18 protein-coding genes are annotated in these 16,428 nt (G+C 54.0%); 3 read left to right on the forward strand and 15 right to left on the reverse strand.

What is annotated here, in order from left to right; translation table 11 throughout:
* Positions 1 to 362: 362 nt before the first annotated feature.
* Positions 363 to 896, reverse strand: a complete 534-nt coding sequence (locus tag P5706_RS35625) for a hypothetical protein (protein ID WP_078465916.1) — start codon at positions 894 to 896, stop codon at positions 363 to 365.
* A 1,008-nt stretch (positions 897 to 1,904) separates the two neighbouring features.
* Between P5706_RS35625 and P5706_RS35630 the strand changes: the two genes are divergently transcribed.
* The gene (locus P5706_RS35630; RefSeq protein ID WP_078465917.1) at positions 1,905 to 2,378 is read left to right on the forward strand and encodes a hypothetical protein; all 474 of its coding nucleotides are present in this window, start codon (positions 1,905 to 1,907) and stop codon (positions 2,376 to 2,378) included.
* Positions 2,379 to 2,440: 62 nt separating this feature from the next.
* Here the strand turns inward: P5706_RS35630 and P5706_RS35635 are convergent, their stop codons facing one another.
* Entirely contained in the window at positions 2,441 to 3,814 is a 1,374-nt protein-coding gene (locus P5706_RS35635) for a hypothetical protein (RefSeq protein WP_078465918.1), read from the reverse strand.
* Between the two features lie 81 nt (positions 3,815 to 3,895).
* Positions 3,896 to 4,543 carry a hypothetical protein gene (locus tag P5706_RS35640; protein WP_078465919.1) on the reverse strand — a complete coding sequence of 216 codons (648 nt, stop codon included), beginning with the start codon at positions 4,541 to 4,543 and terminating at the stop codon, positions 3,896 to 3,898.
* Positions 4,544 to 4,698: 155 nt separating this feature from the next.
* On the opposite strand from P5706_RS35640, the gene P5706_RS35645 reads away from it, so the two are divergent.
* Positions 4,699 to 5,406, forward strand: coding sequence for a YcbK family protein (locus tag P5706_RS35645; RefSeq protein WP_233100525.1), 708 nt, complete (start codon positions 4,699 to 4,701; stop codon positions 5,404 to 5,406).
* A gap of 3 nt (positions 5,407 to 5,409) precedes the next feature.
* Here the strand turns inward: P5706_RS35645 and P5706_RS35650 are convergent, their stop codons facing one another.
* From P5706_RS35650 to P5706_RS35705, 12 genes are all read right to left on the reverse strand, one after another.
* The gene (locus P5706_RS35650) at positions 5,410 to 6,072 is read right to left on the reverse strand and encodes a YiaD family glycine zipper/OmpA-like lipoprotein (RefSeq protein ID WP_078465920.1); all 663 of its coding nucleotides are present in this window, start codon (positions 6,070 to 6,072) and stop codon (positions 5,410 to 5,412) included.
* A gap of 130 nt (positions 6,073 to 6,202) precedes the next feature.
* On the reverse strand, positions 6,203 to 7,804 hold the full coding sequence (locus P5706_RS35655; RefSeq protein WP_078465921.1) for a DUF4942 domain-containing protein: 1,602 nt from the start codon (positions 7,802 to 7,804) through the stop codon (positions 6,203 to 6,205).
* Positions 7,805 to 7,863: 59 nt separating this feature from the next.
* Positions 7,864 to 8,361, reverse strand: coding sequence for a hypothetical protein (locus P5706_RS35660; protein ID WP_233100526.1), 498 nt, complete (start codon positions 8,359 to 8,361; stop codon positions 7,864 to 7,866).
* Positions 8,362 to 8,842: 481 nt separating this feature from the next.
* Positions 8,843 to 10,336, reverse strand: coding sequence for a UvrD-helicase domain-containing protein (locus P5706_RS35665; RefSeq protein ID WP_198834147.1), 1,494 nt, complete (start codon positions 10,334 to 10,336; stop codon positions 8,843 to 8,845).
* Between the two features lie 110 nt (positions 10,337 to 10,446).
* Entirely contained in the window at positions 10,447 to 11,325 is an 879-nt protein-coding gene (locus P5706_RS35670; protein WP_078465924.1) for a hypothetical protein, read from the reverse strand.
* 60 nt (positions 11,326 to 11,385) lie between these two features.
* A complete protein-coding gene (locus P5706_RS35675; protein WP_078465925.1) occupies positions 11,386 to 11,760 on the reverse strand; it encodes a hypothetical protein in 375 nt (124 codons plus the stop codon).
* Positions 11,761 to 11,812: 52 nt separating this feature from the next.
* Complete coding sequence (locus P5706_RS35680; RefSeq protein ID WP_177345122.1) at positions 11,813 to 12,463, reverse strand: hypothetical protein; 651 nt, start codon at positions 12,461 to 12,463, stop codon at positions 11,813 to 11,815.
* Positions 12,441 to 12,728 (reverse strand): hypothetical protein, encoded by a 288-nt coding sequence (locus P5706_RS35685; protein ID WP_234288206.1) that lies wholly within the window; start codon positions 12,726 to 12,728, stop codon positions 12,441 to 12,443. Before P5706_RS35685 ends, P5706_RS35680 begins: the two co-directional genes overlap by 23 nt.
* Positions 12,729 to 12,836: 108 nt before the next feature.
* Complete coding sequence (locus P5706_RS35690; RefSeq protein WP_011923203.1) at positions 12,837 to 13,661, reverse strand: hypothetical protein; 825 nt, start codon at positions 13,659 to 13,661, stop codon at positions 12,837 to 12,839.
* 12 nt (positions 13,662 to 13,673) lie between these two features.
* Positions 13,674 to 14,282, reverse strand: coding sequence for a hypothetical protein (locus P5706_RS35695; RefSeq protein ID WP_078466153.1), 609 nt, complete (start codon positions 14,280 to 14,282; stop codon positions 13,674 to 13,676).
* Positions 14,283 to 14,345: 63 nt separating this feature from the next.
* Positions 14,346 to 14,678 (reverse strand): hypothetical protein, encoded by a 333-nt coding sequence (locus P5706_RS35700; RefSeq protein WP_078465926.1) that lies wholly within the window; start codon positions 14,676 to 14,678, stop codon positions 14,346 to 14,348.
* 67 nt (positions 14,679 to 14,745) lie between these two features.
* Positions 14,746 to 14,937, reverse strand: a complete 192-nt coding sequence (locus tag P5706_RS35705) for a hypothetical protein (RefSeq protein WP_078465927.1) — start codon at positions 14,935 to 14,937, stop codon at positions 14,746 to 14,748.
* A gap of 984 nt (positions 14,938 to 15,921) precedes the next feature.
* Between P5706_RS35705 and P5706_RS35715 the strand changes: the two genes are divergently transcribed.
* Entirely contained in the window at positions 15,922 to 16,377 is a 456-nt protein-coding gene (locus tag P5706_RS35715) for a type 2 periplasmic-binding domain-containing protein (protein WP_153045971.1), read from the forward strand.
* The last annotated feature ends 51 nt before the right edge of the window (positions 16,378 to 16,428 follow it).

Below are 16,428 nucleotides of genomic sequence, written 5' to 3' on the forward strand. Positions count from 1 at the left end.
TACCTGATCGGCGAGGTACTCGAGCAACCCCTTGTGAGGCTGGGTATGAGAACCAATTTGATTGGTTGGGTACAAGCTAAATCCTCCATCCGGGCTTTAGACGCTAATGAGAGCATTTGAAACACCAAAGCTGAGTCACCACCTTCCCGATGCCAGGGTATCGGCCGCACAAAGGCATGCCTTAGAAAGTGTGATCTAACCTGAAGCAGCTCAGGTTCAGAGCTAGTCTGATAGGCATCAAGGTGTGCCAGAAGCAAAAAACCCCCACAACCTGAATAAGGCTGTGAGGGTCCTCCCTGCTAGATCAATCAATCTCAGTGCTCGGAACTAAACCGTTGAAGGGCCAGAACATTGCACCAATATCAAGCGGCCAGCTTTGTCGGCTGGCTATGCTTGGTTTCAATCTTTTGAAACTCTGCAAGCATCTCGCTATACGTCAACGACCCACGTTGATGGGCTTCGATGTGCGCTAGGCGCTCGCAACCTTTTTTCCACTCCAGGGTGGCTGACAGTTTGTCGAGAGTGTCTCGTGGCGCGACCCGGGTGAACCCAGATTTAAACGCCTCAAGGACTGCTTCGTCGAGGGTGTCAGTTGAATAATGGGACATCCATCCTATGTCACGGAACGCAGAGTAACGAAAGCGTCCCGCTTCTGAAGCATCCGGCAAGATCAAAGCCCACGAATCCCCCGATTCGTTTTGCAAGATCATGCCGAGGCCAAGCTCATCGAGCTCGACATACACCGCCTGTAAATTCTCGTGTCGAACCTCAATTTCCCGGATTAAGGATTTCTCGAGCGCACAAGGGGTGTCTTTGTTCGATTGGATTGGACGTAACAGTTCGCGCGTAGCCTCGATTTGGTCGAAGTAGTAGTTACGAAAGCTGAATGTGGTCATGGGTACATCTCCGAGGAGGGGCATCCATGCCAGAGCATGAGAATGCCCTGGTGGGGTGGTAGGTACGACTCTGCTTGCCTAGGGCGCGCAGCTTGTTACGGCGCGCAGCGGCCTGATTAAGCAATAGCTGTGGAGCACCCCAACTCATGAGTTTTCATAGGGTTTCTCTCGCCAGTAGAACGGTGGGCACATTACATATACCCGGTGCTCTAAGGCCAGGTTCGGAAGGTGGGAACCAACATTACCTGGCCAAAACCTGGGGATGTCAGGCCTTACCGGAAGGATCCGCTTTTGCGGAAAGGGTGATCTGTATCGCGTAGCCAGCCACAAAAAGAGCATTAGGCGGAAGCCGATCAGATCAGACATTGCGACGGGTCAAGGAGGAACTCAACGGCAAGCCGTTGGGGTCCGCACAGCTGGTGAGCTGTGTTCTGCGCAATGGATTTCTCGTTACCGAGGATTTACCCAAAAGCAATGCAATGAGCAAAGCTCCAAGCTAGGCGCTCATACCTGAAGGAAATGAAAACACCAAGCCTGACGGCAGGATGTGATCTCTACCGTCTGGGGGAAGCACCTTCAAAGAAGGGCAATGCGATCATCACCAACAAAAGTCGATGCGATCTGGATGCGTAGGAAGGTCGAAACCTTGCTACGAATTTAGATTGATCTAGCAGTATCTACGCAAAGGAATGGCAGAAATAACTGACAGTCCAATGAGTCCCTGCAAACCTGACGGATTAACGTCGAGATAGGTAGGGTGCGCAATCAAGGATTGGGCATAGAACGTGATCTTTTTAGCACCGCTCGCTCAGGGCCACAAGTCAAAAAACCACCCCAAAATTCAGTGTAGCGGTGGAATGGCATTCGTTGTCGCACCTGGGGCATGAAGATATTGATATGAAGTTTGACAGGGATACACGGCATTTTGGCGACCATTGCTTGGGTTGGGATAAGGCGCCAATGGGGTTACGCTAGCTCAGCTGCAGCACAATTTCTCAAGGAGCTATCATGGATACATTCAGTGCCGAACCAAAGCCGCCAAAGACAAAGCAATCGATCGCTTGGCTGGTTGCCATCGTAGCTTTCGCTTTGGCGGGATTGGTGCCCATGCCTGTTGGGGCTCAGAATCTTCTGACTCTACTGGGACTCGGAGTCTTTGGCTTTGGGGCTGTGATCGGCATTAAGCACGATAGGGCCCACGCGAAGTGGCTATCAACTCAACCAGCCTCAGTAGATCCAATGCGTGGATCTCCGAAGCTTCCTCACGTCCCCCAACTCATCGCTTTTTTGATTGGGATAGGCTCAATAGGAGCCCTCTGTTATCTGGGGCTCCCACTGAAGGATGGCGGTTTCACCAGCGCAGATTGGTGGCTTCTGCTGCTTAGCATCACTGCCTTGGGAGGGTTTGGTTATGCCTCGAAAATCCAGAAAAAACACAACAAAGCCTATATGGAATGGCGGAATACCAAACATCCCCTCTAAGTGCGGTATCCCTTCGCGAACACATTCAGCTAAGCCCCGCTGGTATACAGCGGGAGCCTTCTTCACGCCGCCACTGACTCAATCATTCCAATAGTTGCCTTGGCGTCTTCCAGCTGCTGGATGATGCGCTCCACGGTGTCGGCTGTGGTCCGATCAGGTCGAAGCTCGCCGAATCGTGGCAGAAACAGGCTGTAGAGGTTTGTTTTCTTGTTGGGCTTGGTGACGTCGTTGAATGTCACCTTGATGATCGAGTCAATGTAGCGCTCAGGATTGTTGAAAATCTCAAGTCGCAATTCGTCCGAAAAGCCTGAAATGTTGACCTCCAGCATTCCGCACTCACTCACGCACTCAAGTGCGCCGAACGTCTTCGCATTTTTACCCTTCCCTTTACTCAACCCCTTCACCCGCAGCTCAGCTGGTGCTTCCATTTTGATCTTGACGCTGAACGGCGAACCACTGGAACCGGTGTCGCGCCAAGGGCCGTCAGGGTGCTTGATGACCGCACCTTCTTTGCCATTACGGATATGCACACCAGAGGCGGCATAGGCCTCGTCCAGCGAGTAAACGACCTGTGTGTGAATCAGCCTCACCTTACCGCCGCCCAGATCCTCGACCACTTTACCGACTTGCGAGAAGCGCTCTGAGTATGGCGTCAGGCAGCTACCTCGTCGGGTCAGGGACTCCAACGGCACAACGTCCCAGAGGTACGGCACAGGCACGCAACCAGCTTGGAACGGGGTGCCCTTGTTGACTGACGTAAGCATGCCATTGCCAATCTCACGCGGCAGGATTGCCCCATCTTTTTCCACGAGCATTTCGCCGTGGTACTGGCCGTCAGGCCAGCTGGCAAAGACCTCACCCAGATCACCGTACAGCTCAAGGGGCCACTCGAAACCAGAACGGCTGATGACGGTTGCGCCACCGTTTTTAACGGTGAGGGCAAAAAAGGTACCGTCCGCCTTTTCTTGTAGATAGATTCCTCGCGCCCATGGCCAGCTTTCCAGATCTACATCTGAAGGCAGGCTGCAACGCATGTACGGTACTTCGGGAATGGTAAGCGGCAGAATCTTATTGATTGAGCCCTCAGAGAAACCTGCCCTCGGATCTCGGTGGAGCACTCGCCACAGCAGCTCCGAGGATTCTGGAGTGAGGGTATTCAAAGCCGATTGCACTTCACGATTTGCGGCGTCCCCTGAGAGTTGGCGGGTAGCCAAGCGGTCAAGCATCAGCCAAGTGTCATCGGTGAATACCCCGGTACCGAACACCTCGGAGCGAGCTGGACGCTTGTAGAAGCTGATCAGTGGATTGAGCATGAGCTTCATCACGCGTTGGAATGTTGGGTCAACCATATAAGTTGTCAGAAGCGCCGACTTCTCGAGCTTGCCGCTTACAGCAGCAACGGTATCAAGGGCACGCAGGATTTCGCAGGAGTTCATTTAGGCAGTCTCTTTAGATGATGGGATAGATTTTACGGGTGGCTAGCTGTGCCACCAGCGGGAACAGGGCGTCAAAATTCACTAGGCAGCTCGTGCCAGCAGGCCTGTGTTGATCCCAGTTACTTGAACTTCAGTTCCTACCTGGTGGATTGAACGCAGATGGGCCTTCGCGAACTCCAATCCCGTATCACAGTCAATCGCTCGAACAAAAAGGACGGTGTCGTCGCAATCACCTGGGTAGCGAAGCTGATAGTGGTAAATATCACCCGTAGCATCAGCTATAAGAATGCACTTTTGGTTCAAGCTGAATAATTCAGCATTGGGAGCGAGCAAAGCCGCGATCGCTTCGGCTTCATCCTTGGGGTAATACCCGAGCGTCACTCGAGACTGCCTGCCTGCTGCGTCCTGAAGAGCCACTTCGGTTACACAGCCATACCACTCAACCTGCTCACCACTTGCATGCTCAGCAACCCAGTCCATTGCCGAACAGCTATAAGGCCCATTGGCAATATGGTCCAAGCAACCTTGGTAATCATGGTCTGCGATCAGTAAGAAGCTATCAGTATCGGCAACCAATCTGAAGCCGGGAGCTGTCCCTACATCCATGGCATGGGCATCCAGCAAGGCTTGATCTTGCTCGGGGTGGGCTGACAGGTAGGCGAAATGATTCGGGCCAGCAGGTGTAAGTAGCTGGCCGAGGGTGCGCAGAACTGGATATGGGCGGGACATGAAAAACTCCATATAGGTGGTGGAGCCATCTTATGGATGCCGCCGCGTGCCAGAAGCCCAGCTCAAGCAGAGCAAGGGGAGCTTTGAAAAAGGGCAGGGGGTTTTGAGTCGCGATGTGAAGGATCAAACCATACACTCGCCCCAGAATAAGCCACATGTTGCCTGTTGGTATGAGCCAGAACATCCTCATGAGCCGCCGTAGCATCGTCACTGCGGCGATTGCAGCGCCTCTAGCCATGGCTGCACTACCAGCCTTCGCAAACAATCCAGGTCAACGCGACTGGCGTGCCGTGCTCCTAGACCACGACCGATTCTTGGACCTAGAGCGGCCACAATCAGGAGAAAAAGCCAGGTTTTACTACTACCGAAAAGGGCAGGGATGGGACCCCCGCGGCTATGCCATCGCTTGCACCATCCTGAGAGACGTTGTCTCGAAGAAAACGGTGCAGATCGATGCCAAGCTCCTTGATCTGTTATGGATCGCAACTGCTTACCTCAGGGTCAAGCAGCTGCCTGCGAAGATCATAGTGACCAGCGGATACCGCACGCCTGAATTCAACTCGTCCCTAGAGGGCGCCGCCCTCAATTCGATGCATGTGAAAGCCAAAGCAGCTGATATCAGAATCCCGGGTGTGGGAACTGAAGCTCTGGCCAACCTGATCAAGGTGATTGGTGTTGGCGGAGTGGGGACCTACATCTCGAAAAACTTTGTTCACCTAGATGTTGGATCTGTCAGAACGTGGAGGCAGGCATACTATTCGCCCTACGAAGAAAGCTGGCTTGCGGGTTATTCAGCGTTGGATCTTGAAAGCGTGCTGGCCTCGTCAGATACACCTGAACAAGGCCGGATCGTTTACGCCTGATTTTCAGCCTTGCTTGATCTGGATCTCTACCCGGCGGTTTTGTGCGCGGCCTTGAGCAGTAGCATCGGTAGCCACCGGCATGGAAGGGCCGACGCCTCGCACTGCAATAACTTGAGCGGGTACACCAGCGGCATAGAGATACTGGGCTACTGCTTGAGCGCGGGCATAGCTCAGGACATTATTGAACTGACGGCTGCCCGTACCATCTGTGTGGCCAGTGATCTCCAACCGCAGATCTTTCTGGTCTTTCAACGCAGTGGCAATTGCACTAAGGCCTTGGAACGCTGCTGGCTGTAGGTCGGCGGATGCGGTGGCGAAGGCAATGTCTGCTGGGGCTTCAATGGTCATCATTTGACGGCCAGTGACTGGGTCGAGACTGGTCGTTGCATCCATACCCTTCTGGCGAAGCTCTTCTTTCAGCTTCGCCGATCGCTTATCCATCCAGTAGCCCGTACCGCCACCGAGCGCTGCGCCAGCTGCAATGCCCACCAAAGCACCACGTTCGCCCCCTACTGCTGCACCCAGGATGCCACCGGCCACCCCGCCTATGGTTGTACCAATCGCGGTGCGGTTGAATTCCCGTTCGCCTGTCTGAGGGTTCACTGAGCAGCCGGTAACGATGGCGAAGCACAGGGCAAGGGCGGCAGCTTTGATAACGTTTTGCATGGGTTAACTCCTTAGTAAGTGGACCCATGTTCATTGCAGATAGGGTGTGCCAGAACCCCTAGATAAAAACAAAAAGGCAGAGTGTGCCTAACTACCAGAACAGTCAGGATTGGCGCACGATTCTGAATGCTCAAGTTGAGACCCTATCCGCTCGAAGGATAGCCACCGAAGCGCCTGTACCCTTGAACTCTCCCTCATAGACCTTCGACCATTGGTGCTCCCAGCCTGGCAAGATGTCCTTACCCCGCAGGCTGGCTGGGAGAATCGCAACGATGCGCCGACGTGCGATCAATGAGGCTGACTCAAGGTGAGCAATGGCCCGCCCACTTGAATAGGGTGGGTTCATAGCGACGACATCAAAAGATGAAGCGTTCAAAGCCCAGGTAAGGAAGTCAGCTTGGACGACCAGGTTGAAATCAAATTTACGGAGGATTCCACAGTTAACCTCGGAGACCTCGACGCAAGTGGTCCGGTTTGCGGGCAGATATTGAGCGATTCCAGCCTGGCCAGCGCTAGGCTCGCATACCGTCTCGCCAGGCCGGATATCTGCAATTGCTACTACCTCCTTTGCCAAGGTTTCACCTGTACCATAGAACTGGTGTGTCTTTTGCTCCGGCAGACGCCCAAGGGAAACAACAAGGTCGACTACCTCATTCACCTCCGGGTAGGGAAAGGCATACTCCTGGTAGTCAACTTTCGCGCCGCCGATGGCCTGGATGATCATTTCTGCTTCAGGCATGAACTTCATTTCAAAACGTGAAACGTCAAGGGTCCAGACGCCAGTAGGCTTGATGCTTTGGCGCTTCAGTTTGGAAACGATTGCAAGAGCACCGAAGCTCAATGGGACTTCCATCAGGGGCCAGTCTTTGTGAACAGCCCGCTTTTTGGTCGGGCGACGAAACCTGTCAGGGATGGCGTTGGGGTAAATCGAGGCCAGGATTTGGTTGAGCTGCCAAACCATTTCAGGGTGAATTTCGACATGCACTGTCCCGCTAAGGTGAAAGCGAACCCGCAGAGCCCCGCCGTCAAGAAGGATCCACTTGCCAGGGTTATTGCACCCATAGCTCATCGCTCTTGGGTTCGAGCCAACTGTACGGTCCCGGCCCATCAACATGGCGATCACATAGCGAAGGTCGGCAATCAGGCGAGTCTTCTCAGACTCGGGATTGCCTGTGGCCTTGCAGCGGGCGTACTCGAGGATCATGCGCTTTCCGAATCCTGCAGGTGAATTCGAAACATGGTTAGGTGACAAAGCATGGAACACGCCATCGACTTGCTCGGCTAGGAATCGAGATCTGCTAGCCAGTAAGGATTGCAGTGTGTCTCGAACTGCCAGCTTCTCGAATGGCAAGCACGTTCGGTTTTCGATCTGTTGATCCCACTCCTTCTGACGTGCGGATGGCATGAAAACGCGGACATCCGTAAGGCTCAAAGCACGATTCCAGTATTCAGCATCTAGTGCTTTTACCGCGGCCACAGCATCGAATAGCTCGGGTGTTGCCCGCATGCGCAAAGCCAGTTCGCCATCAGCGCCGGCGAGGAAATACCCCAGGATTTCGTGGTACCCACTCCCGGCCATCAATTCGCTCACACGCTCAATGAGAGCCTTTTGGTACCGGTGTTGGGAAACCAAGCTCTCGATCAGATCGTATTCATTAAGGTCTTTAAGGCCTTCGGCAGAGTCAACCAAGTGACCCTCTGGGGTGGCCAGGTTCGCTAGAGGCGTTGCCATGTGATAAATCCTGTATTTGATGGGCACAGGATGTAGGCAGTATTGGAGTGGCAGAACCCTTACGGCTCTCTAGATACACGCCATCTCGCAGTGGGCAATAAGGCAGTGGCCACTGCCAATCGCTTGCTCACCTGGATGTGGAACTGAGTGATTGGTTGTTGGCGACACTCTAGATCGTTGATAGCCACCCTGTCCTGTACTGCACTGCAAACGCTGCAGCTATTCAGCACCACTGAAGCCTTGGATGGTTGGTGGTAACGTTTGCGGATGTCACCCACTTTGAAGGACCGAAGATCCTTGGGCAGCAGCTCGCCCAGTAGATGAGCAGGTATCTGCTCAAGGCCGTAGAGAGCAAATGTCGACTCACGGTAGGGAGAGATGATCTCGATAGCAGAGCAGAGATTGGTCCATGCGCGGCACGTGGTGCATTTGGTGAACCCGCCATCAACCCGGACAATTGCCGATTTTCCCTCACGTAGCGTTCCAAACCACAATGCGCCATTCAGCGCCGAGGTGATGAAATCTTGAAGAGGTAATATCTGGGCCCAGTCACTCAATCGGTTAAAACTCCGAGTGCCGGAAGGAGTACCCGACCCGGCAAGCAAGGCAGTGTATCCGCTCGCTTCTGACCAGGTCACATGGGCGGCTGGTAGATCAGCCGCCGGGGTGAAAGCAGGGAAAGGTAAAAGCCACATACCCCTAATGCCGGCACCCCGTAACTCTCTCTGTTTGGCTAATACCGCTTCGGGGCTCGATCCCGCACTCGGAACCTCAACTGAGATTGTCACCCTGCCTCTCCTGGCGCGAACTGAAGCCCACCCTGGCCCCGATTTACTGAACAGGACCTGCCAGCCACACAGTGCAACCGCAGATGAAATGACCTGCTTCAGGGAGGCTGGCTGGGGAACGCGGGAAGAAGGCATGGGCAGAACGTTGCCAATTCGTGGATTTGGCACCGATGATGACCCAGCGACCGATAAGCTGCTATCCAAAATGGGCAAGTCAAACCTTCGGGTAGATGCTGAATTAGCGCTGACTTCAATTCAATCCTGCACGGCGATCCTTGGCGTGCTGCATCATCGAAATGACCATTGTGTTTAAGGCAAGCATCTTCATCCCTCTGGTTGAGACCACATAGTAGAGGTTGATCTCGTCGTTGCGGCGATCAGGATCATCCTTCGCGGCCTGCTCATCCAGGGGATCGTAAGTAAAGTCATCACCGAGCTGAACGTAAGGCCATTCGAGACCTTTGGAGCTATGCCCTGTTGAAAGGGTGACTGTCGCTGCCATTTCCTGCTCAACAGTGATCTGTTCCAAGCGCTTGATCAGATCAGGAAGCGAATCACCATAGTTCTTGAGGATTTTGATGATCCGAACCATTTCTGGATCTTCGGTTTGGTCCGCAATCTCTGCGTATTCCTGAAAGCTCTTATAGTCCCGTGTGAGCTGGAAATTCTTGATCTTCGATGGCTGGTTCAACGAAAACCAGTACATGTCCAAAATGGTTTGAATATTGTATTTTTTGATGCCCCCGACCCAATACACACGCTCCCCGTTGTCAGGCTCCTGGGAGGCGGGCAAGCACATTAGCGCCCGGTCGATAACACCAGCCACTGTCCGATAGAGGTAGGTACGGTGCTCAAGTCCATCAGGCAGCTTCGACTTGATCTGCGTCTGCTGACCGAAACCCTGCAGTAGCGTCTTTTCACCCTTGAGTGCCAAGATTGTATTGGCGACATGACTCGCAGCCCAGCCAAAGCGGAAGCTTTTTGAAAGGGTGTGAACCTCGGCATCCTTGAGCCATGGCTCGTCAAGGGCATTCTCCGCCCCACGGAACCGATAAAGTTGCTGGTGGCGATCGCCGACAAAAATGACTTTGCAGCCATTCAGATATTGCTGCTTCACGAATTGGGTCAACAGCTTCGTGGTGTCCTGCGCTTCATCAAGCAAAATGGTCTTGAATCGACGACTCATGTCCGGGTTGGTGAGTAACCATGCCTTCAGATACCCGTCCTGGCTCATTTTAGCGTCAAGATCCTGAAGATCGCACATGCGGTTCCAATACGAATGGGCGTGTCTCATGACCAGCTGGGCATACTGGATCTGGCGGCTGTTGATTGAGATGCCTCGGAAGCGCACCAAGTGGTGCTGAGCAATTTCAGTGTCAGGGCTGCTCAAGAAAGAATTGAGCATCCCGACAACGTCCTTGGCCATCGACCAGTCAGATGTATTCATCGCCTTGGCCACGTCGGTGAGGCGAATGTTGTTACATAGCTTGTGGCTGTACTTGCTGCCCAAGGGACCATATGCAAGACCGTGGGACGTAGAAGAAAATGCATTTCGTGGGAAGCGGCGTTTACCCTCAGCGGCAACCTCTGTGTTGTAGGCAATGTAGAGGATCTTTTCATCGGGATGGTTCTCGGCGTAGCCGACCAGAGTCGTGGTTTTGCCGGTACCAGCGAACGCGTTTACTTTGACCAACCTAGCAAGTGTTGTGATGATGGGGTATTGCTCTTCAGTCCACTGGCGCATGGCCTGTCGTCCTTCTGAAAAATTGTGTCAGCCATGCCGAAGTGGACAAGCCTATCCGACGACTGCTCTCTATGCCCGCCATAATGGAGGCACAAAAAGTGTGCCACCACCTACCGAGCTAGATCTGTTGGCCATGCACAATCGAAGGGGGCTACATCGAAAGCGAGTCCGTTCGGTGATAGGAAGTCAGCTTGTGCTTCGCCGTAGTTCACCGCGGCGGTGAGTGGAGCGCAGGTCTTCTCATAGACGCTCACCGAAGTCCCATCCACAGAGTGAGCACCAGCGGCCGCTGAGCAAAGCAGAATGCGCTTAGCGCTATTCACCCTGCCAATATGGAGGTGGCATCGCCGACGACGCGCCAAGAGGCCCCAGCTATGTGCAGTTTTCAGCTTCCACCCTGTCGAGCCCCCAACAAAGATACCAACTCCAGGATTTAGAAGGTCACGTACGTCATCGGGAACCATCCCGTCTTGAACTGCCAGCAGCGCCACGCCTGGAATGCCTTGAATTCGGTTGAGCCACTTGAGTGAGAACTCAAGGGACTTTAGGCCGCCAGCGACGATGTCTGGCACGACAACCATTTTGGCATTCTCACCGAGGAGATCAAAAGCCTTCCCAAAAGCTCGCTCGTCGAATGCCTCTCCCTGTGTGAAGGCAGTCCAAGCTCCGTTATCCAGCATGTACGGAAAGCCTTCAGTGCGCAGGACACCTTTGGCAGACACCAAAAGACCCCATCCATTGGCACGCATAGCGTCAAGATTGCGCTTTGTTCCAGTTCGGCTGGCGTATGGGATCATTGGGGTCCTGAGGCTACCAATCAGCTCTTCGATTGCGCCATCAGTGTCAGCAGAACCATCAGTGCAGTACATCTCACCATAGGCCTGCAGGGCTTGTGACCGTCCGATGCGGGTACCGTCCCGGTAGGGTTGCAACCAACGCGGGGCGGTATAAGCGGGCGCTTTAGCACTGGGAAGTTGGTGAGTATGCATTCGATGGTCTCCGAAGTTGTGGAGACCATACTCGGCCGGAGAATCGCGTGGCAGAAGCCTCTACCTCAGGTTTTTCAAGGCCGGTAGAAGACTCTCAGGGATTTTGCAGAAGGCAGCCAGATCGTCAATTGAGAGTTGTTTAGTGAAACGCTTCATGCGCCAACTCTCGCTCGGGTATGAAGCCGAGGTGTAGCTCGGCTTCAGCCAGTTCAGAGCCTGTGCAAGGGATTGAAAACGATGAATGCCTTGGTATCCAAGGTCGGGACCAATATTCACGCAAGTGATTCGGCTCCGAAGTCTGACAGGAACAGACTCAATAAGAGTGATTAGTGGGCTGGCCGGTGTGTACACCTGGGGCAGTCTCCCATTGATGGCAAACTCCATCATGGCTTTCGGGCTGCGCAGCATCAGCTGAATTCGTCGTTGGTCGTTCATAAGTTCTCCTAAGAAAACACAATGATCAGCGGCCCCGGGTTGTGCCAGAAGCCTAGGCAGCTTGTGAGGATGCATCCTTTGCAATGGCTACGTCAGCCATATGAGCCTCCCAGTCGCCGCGAGAAAGCTTCAGGCGACGTGCTGGAGCGTCATTACGACTGAAGGGATAACGTGCGTCAGGGCGCATGCGATAACGACTCAGGTTGATACAGTCGCTGTTCCAATCCACCGAGGTAACCCACCAAACCTGCAGGTCATCGGAGCGGGGCATCATCTCGTCATCATCTTTACCATCGAGCAGCACAGCTACGCCGGTGGCCACACGGATGTTGCTCTGGATTTCACCATGCTGGCCCGCCAGCACAGCCTTGAACGGTTTTAAGCCTTGAACCTTCTCCCACATGCGAGCGAAGGTGCCACCAGAGATGCAGGACTGGGCATAGAAATGTTCGTCGAAGGGGCGAAAGACTCCCACGCAGGTACACATACTGAGCGCATTGAGACGGTTGGCGTCATCAGGGTTAAAACCCATTTTGAGACGGATCGCGGACATCAGGAATTCGTTAAGCGCAGCGCTTTTTTGTCGATCGCCAATGGACTTTGCAATGCCGGCGGCGGCGGCAAGCATGAAAGCCAGGCCGGTAGACTGGGCTTCGTTAGTTGTCTTCATCGGGCTAGCCTCAAGCAATAGCAGGTTGAGCATCGGGATTCAATGCGCCGTGGACTTTGAACGTCCCGAGGTTTGAGTAGACATTGGCAGACACCCCGTGTGGGAAAAGTCCACCTTCACGCACAATGCGAACGCGCCAGTTGCCGAGGTTGGTATCGAGAGCCTGGAACACAGTCCCGCTGATCACCGGGGCGAGTTCGGAGATTTCGTTTGGTGTGAAGGTCACGCGGTCGAGCGGGCTGACCGGGCAATTGGGCAGAGTGGTGGCAGGGGCTGAGGTATTTTGAACATTGATCACGGGGGAAAGTCCGGTTGGCTGTATTGATGCCATGTTCCCCCAAGGCCGAGCGTGCCACGAGCAGGCAGAGAGGATTATTTCGAACAGCCCAGGATCACCGAATCCTCGTCAGCTCGCACCCGCCAGGTAGTGTTCAGGACCTAGCACAGCAGGCGTAATCCGCTGGATCTGCCAGCCACGATGAAATAGCTGCCCGTCTTTGACCAACCATGTATCACCAAGCAGGCTCAGCATGTCCGCAGCTACTCGGGCTTCGATCTCTTCAGCCGTGAATTCGACCGATTCACCTTTGGCTTGCCGTTCATTGGACAAGAATCTGAGATGTGCAACTTGCTGATCGGCAACGATCGATGTGAAGCGACAGCCTGCCTTTCCAGCCTGGCCTGAGGCGATGAAAGCGGCCTTCAAATCCTCGTTGCTCATCTGACCGGCTCGAGATAACCAGCTAGCATCTCGCTCCGCACGCCAACGGCACTCAGCTTCGACCAGATCTGGAGTTGTGAGCTTGGTGATGTCTTCTCGGTGCCAGCATACAAGATGCGCCGTAGTGGTCTCAGCAGCCTCATCGGCCTGCCAAATGCGCCAAACAAAACCAAGCGCGTCCCAGCCCGGGAATGTCACGGAGAAATCAGTGTCATTACCACCAGGAAGCCGGTCCCAAACATCCTGACAGATCGCAACGCCATGGCGTGTATCCCACTCAGGTGTCCAATCAGTTGGTCCGAAAGGCAGGGGGACTGGCGTGTCAGACTCGACAACGCTGTACCAGGGATAGCTATGGTTTAGCGGGGGGCGAATAGCCAATGGCTGCAAACCTTTTAATAGCCGTTGGTACAGAGACGACTTGGCAAGGATGTGATTTTCCAAGCACCCCTGTGCTGACACTACTTCGCGGTACCGAGCCAGTACGCGCTCTTCATTCGGGATTTCCATCTCGGATGTTCCTCAACGGCAGTGGCGGCAGATGCCGCTCGGAGCTTGATCAGCAGTGACAAATTGGCCACAGCCTCCACACTTGGGCGTCATTCGGCGCTGGGGAAGGGGGCGCTGTAGCGTGATGCCAGTTCCAGCAAGAGCTTCATCAACCGACATGGTCACCGCCGAGGCAACAGGGCGTGCCCTTGCATCGACGTAAGCCTTAGGCCAGATCTGCCGAGTGAATGCGGAGGCTTCGCTACCAAAATGGGAAAAAGCTTCATCCAAGGTAAAGACGGAGGCTTTCGTCAGATCAGTGGTCAGAGCATCACCGCTAAGCCAGAAGATGTCGTTCCCGTCAAAGTGGAACCTGGCCGCGACATAGCAAAGTTCAGTTCCGCCCCTTGGGACCCAATGGATAGTGACGTACTGGAAGTCCACCGCCATCTCGTGTCGTGGTCTGACAAAGCCCAGCGGCCAAGGGATATCGCTCCAACGTGATGCGTGCTGACTCATCGCATCGTCACGTGTGAAAACCTCAGCTTGATTGAGGTCAGTGGTATATGAGCCACCCTCGCGCCACCAGCTTATCCGGCTACCGATCAGCCCGCGGGAGTCTTGCAAGATGAACTGTTCCATTTCCTTCAACCCATTCAACCCAATCATTGATTGGTGTGACGATCGTGAAAATCATAAGTAGAGTCAGAACGGCGACACTAGGTCGCCGTCCAGGTTGTAGAAGACTCGGTTGTCTATGGTGTTGTGCTGTGAGTCAAGATAAGCAGCTCGCCACATGACATCGGGTATTTGGATGGAGAGCTTCGAAGCAATCGCTTTGAAGTGGGCAAGGTCTGATGGATGCCCGACGTCGTCAAGGTTGCTGTAAACGATACCTTCATCGAACTCATCCAAACCTTCCTCGCCATCCTTCTCGACAACCATGTAAAAGCCTTGGAGAGGCCGGTCCCAGCCCAGTTGGACGCGAACTAAGCAGCTGCTTTGAGCGTGGTAGACCTTAACGTAGTGCTGGCTCATGCAACCTCCTGATTTGCTATGCCGCACAGGCTACATCCCTGTACGACCGTCACATATCCAAAACAGGCTAGGGTTTTTCACCAGCAGCCAAGGCGGTGAGGGCGCCACCAGAGATAAACGCCAGCACTATCGAGATCCAGCCGAAGCTGTCACGGATGAAGCCTTCAACCACTGCGCCATAGGTAAGCGAGAGATATTGCATACCCATGGCCACTAACAGAATAACAACGGCGCCGAGGCTATAGATGAAGCTGCGCATGATGATGCTCCCTTGTTGAGTGAGCCCATTATCAATGCGTTCTAGGCGTGCCAGACCCCTCTGCGCGCACACGGATTGCGAAGACATCAACTGGCAGATCACCAAAGTGTTCATGCTCAATTGTCTGCTCTTCAAACCCCAGCCATGGGATTAATATCTCTCGCTCTGCATCCCCCTTATTGGGGTATCCCCAGCACACCCGAACCATGTCGTAAGTGCGCCCTTCCAGCCGAGTTCGCCAGTAGGGAGTCCGCAGTCGGAATTCAAAGGTTTTGGTGCCCGCCTTGATCTGATGGAAGTAGGTGCCGATCAGGTTGAGAGTCAGGATCCTCAAAGGGCAACCTCTGACGGAGCTAAATGGAACCCGCAGGGTGTCATGCCACAAGTGCACAGGGCGGTGATCATTTGGAAGGGCGTTTTGAGGGTCATGTCGAACATTCGGTACACCTCCAGGGCGGGCTATATCCGGGCAGAGTTAAGGGCGGCCAACTGAAACTAGTGGCCAGATATCTACACCTTAACGTGCCCGAAAGGAGTCAACACCTTCGCGCGCGGGATTCACAAGCTAATCTGATCCATCACCCCAGCGCATCCATGCTAGCTGCCGTATTGCAGCGATCCCAATTCCCACCAGTAGAGCCAGAAAATCAGAAGTATTCCCAAGCCAAGTCGCTATGGCCAGGGTTGGCAAAATCAATGCGAAGGCAATGATGGCAAGTCCGGCCGGGCTTCTCAGCCAGAAATACGTGGTACCCATCGTGATCTCTCCATAGTCATTCGGGCTGACCGCCCCTTATTAGCTAAGACAAGATATTAGTCGAAAGGTCGATTTTTGAGTTGTGACTGATGCCCGCGGCATGGCATGGCTATGTCATAGCTCAGAACCATTTTGGCTTCCAGGTTTTGGGTTGCAGACCATTATCGACGTGGCATTGTGCAAATTCGATTCCGGTAATACTTGCCGGAATGGTTATGGAGTTCACCATGCGAAAGAAAATCATCGCTCTGCTGCTCGTTGCAGCGGCGAGCCCCACTCTGGTAATGGCAGGCGACAAGCACGGTTCTGACTGCTGCCCTAAGGGTTCGCACGGCCACTTCGAAGCTGGCCCCCAAGGTCCAGTCCGTGACTTTGCTGGCAGTCCAGGTCTCCTAGGCATTGATCTGAATAGGGATCAGCGCAAAGCAGTTCGTGAGGCCGGCCGCGATGAGCGCCTGGCTGTCAGCAAGATAAATCGCGACTATCTGGACAAGCTCTCTGAGGCTGATAAGGCTGCTATGAAAGGGGCTATCCAGACGGCACGATCCGATTCAGAAGGCAAGGTTCGTATGGCGCTGAATGCTGATCAAATCAAGCAATTCGATGCAAATCTGAAGCGCGAGGCCGATCAACGCGCAGAATGGGAAGAATTCCAGAAGTGGAAGGCAGCCAAGAAAGGCTGAATGGAAGCGTCAACCGGTCCACGCAACCGGCTGACGTTCACTTTAGATTCC

Source organism: Pseudomonas sp. ChxA, assembly GCF_030263855.1.
Classification (GTDB): Bacteria; Pseudomonadota; Gammaproteobacteria; order Pseudomonadales; family Pseudomonadaceae; genus Aquipseudomonas; species Aquipseudomonas fluorescens_CB.

Coding starts and splice junctions, on each gene's coding strand:
- P5706_RS35625 (WP_078465916.1), bottom strand. CDS start 896: ATGACCACATTCAGCTTTCGTAACTACTACTTCGACCAAATCGAGGCT.
- P5706_RS35630 (WP_078465917.1), top strand. CDS start 1,905: ATGGATACATTCAGTGCCGAACCAAAGCCGCCAAAGACAAAGCAATCG.
- P5706_RS35635 (WP_078465918.1), bottom strand. CDS start 3,814: ATGAACTCCTGCGAAATCCTGCGTGCCCTTGATACCGTTGCTGCTGTA.
- P5706_RS35640 (WP_078465919.1), bottom strand. CDS start 4,543: ATGTCCCGCCCATATCCAGTTCTGCGCACCCTCGGCCAGCTACTTACA.
- P5706_RS35645 (WP_233100525.1), top strand. CDS start 4,699: ATGTTGCCTGTTGGTATGAGCCAGAACATCCTCATGAGCCGCCGTAGC.
- P5706_RS35650 (WP_078465920.1), bottom strand. CDS start 6,072: ATGCAAAACGTTATCAAAGCTGCCGCCCTTGCCCTGTGCTTCGCCATC.
- P5706_RS35655 (WP_078465921.1), bottom strand. CDS start 7,804: ATGGCAACGCCTCTAGCGAACCTGGCCACCCCAGAGGGTCACTTGGTT.
- P5706_RS35665 (WP_198834147.1), bottom strand. CDS start 10,336: ATGCGCCAGTGGACTGAAGAGCAATACCCCATCATCACAACACTTGCT.
- P5706_RS35670 (WP_078465924.1), bottom strand. CDS start 11,325: ATGCATACTCACCAACTTCCCAGTGCTAAAGCGCCCGCTTATACCGCC.
- P5706_RS35675 (WP_078465925.1), bottom strand. CDS start 11,760: ATGAACGACCAACGACGAATTCAGCTGATGCTGCGCAGCCCGAAAGCC.
- P5706_RS35680 (WP_177345122.1), bottom strand. CDS start 12,463: ATGCTCAACCTGCTATTGCTTGAGGCTAGCCCGATGAAGACAACTAAC.
- P5706_RS35690 (WP_011923203.1), bottom strand. CDS start 13,661: ATGGAAATCCCGAATGAAGAGCGCGTACTGGCTCGGTACCGCGAAGTA.
- P5706_RS35695 (WP_078466153.1), bottom strand. CDS start 14,282: ATGGAACAGTTCATCTTGCAAGACTCCCGCGGGCTGATCGGTAGCCGG.
- P5706_RS35700 (WP_078465926.1), bottom strand. CDS start 14,678: ATGAGCCAGCACTACGTTAAGGTCTACCACGCTCAAAGCAGCTGCTTA.
- P5706_RS35705 (WP_078465927.1), bottom strand. CDS start 14,937: ATGCGCAGCTTCATCTATAGCCTCGGCGCCGTTGTTATTCTGTTAGTG.
- P5706_RS35715 (WP_153045971.1), top strand. CDS start 15,922: ATGCGAAAGAAAATCATCGCTCTGCTGCTCGTTGCAGCGGCGAGCCCC.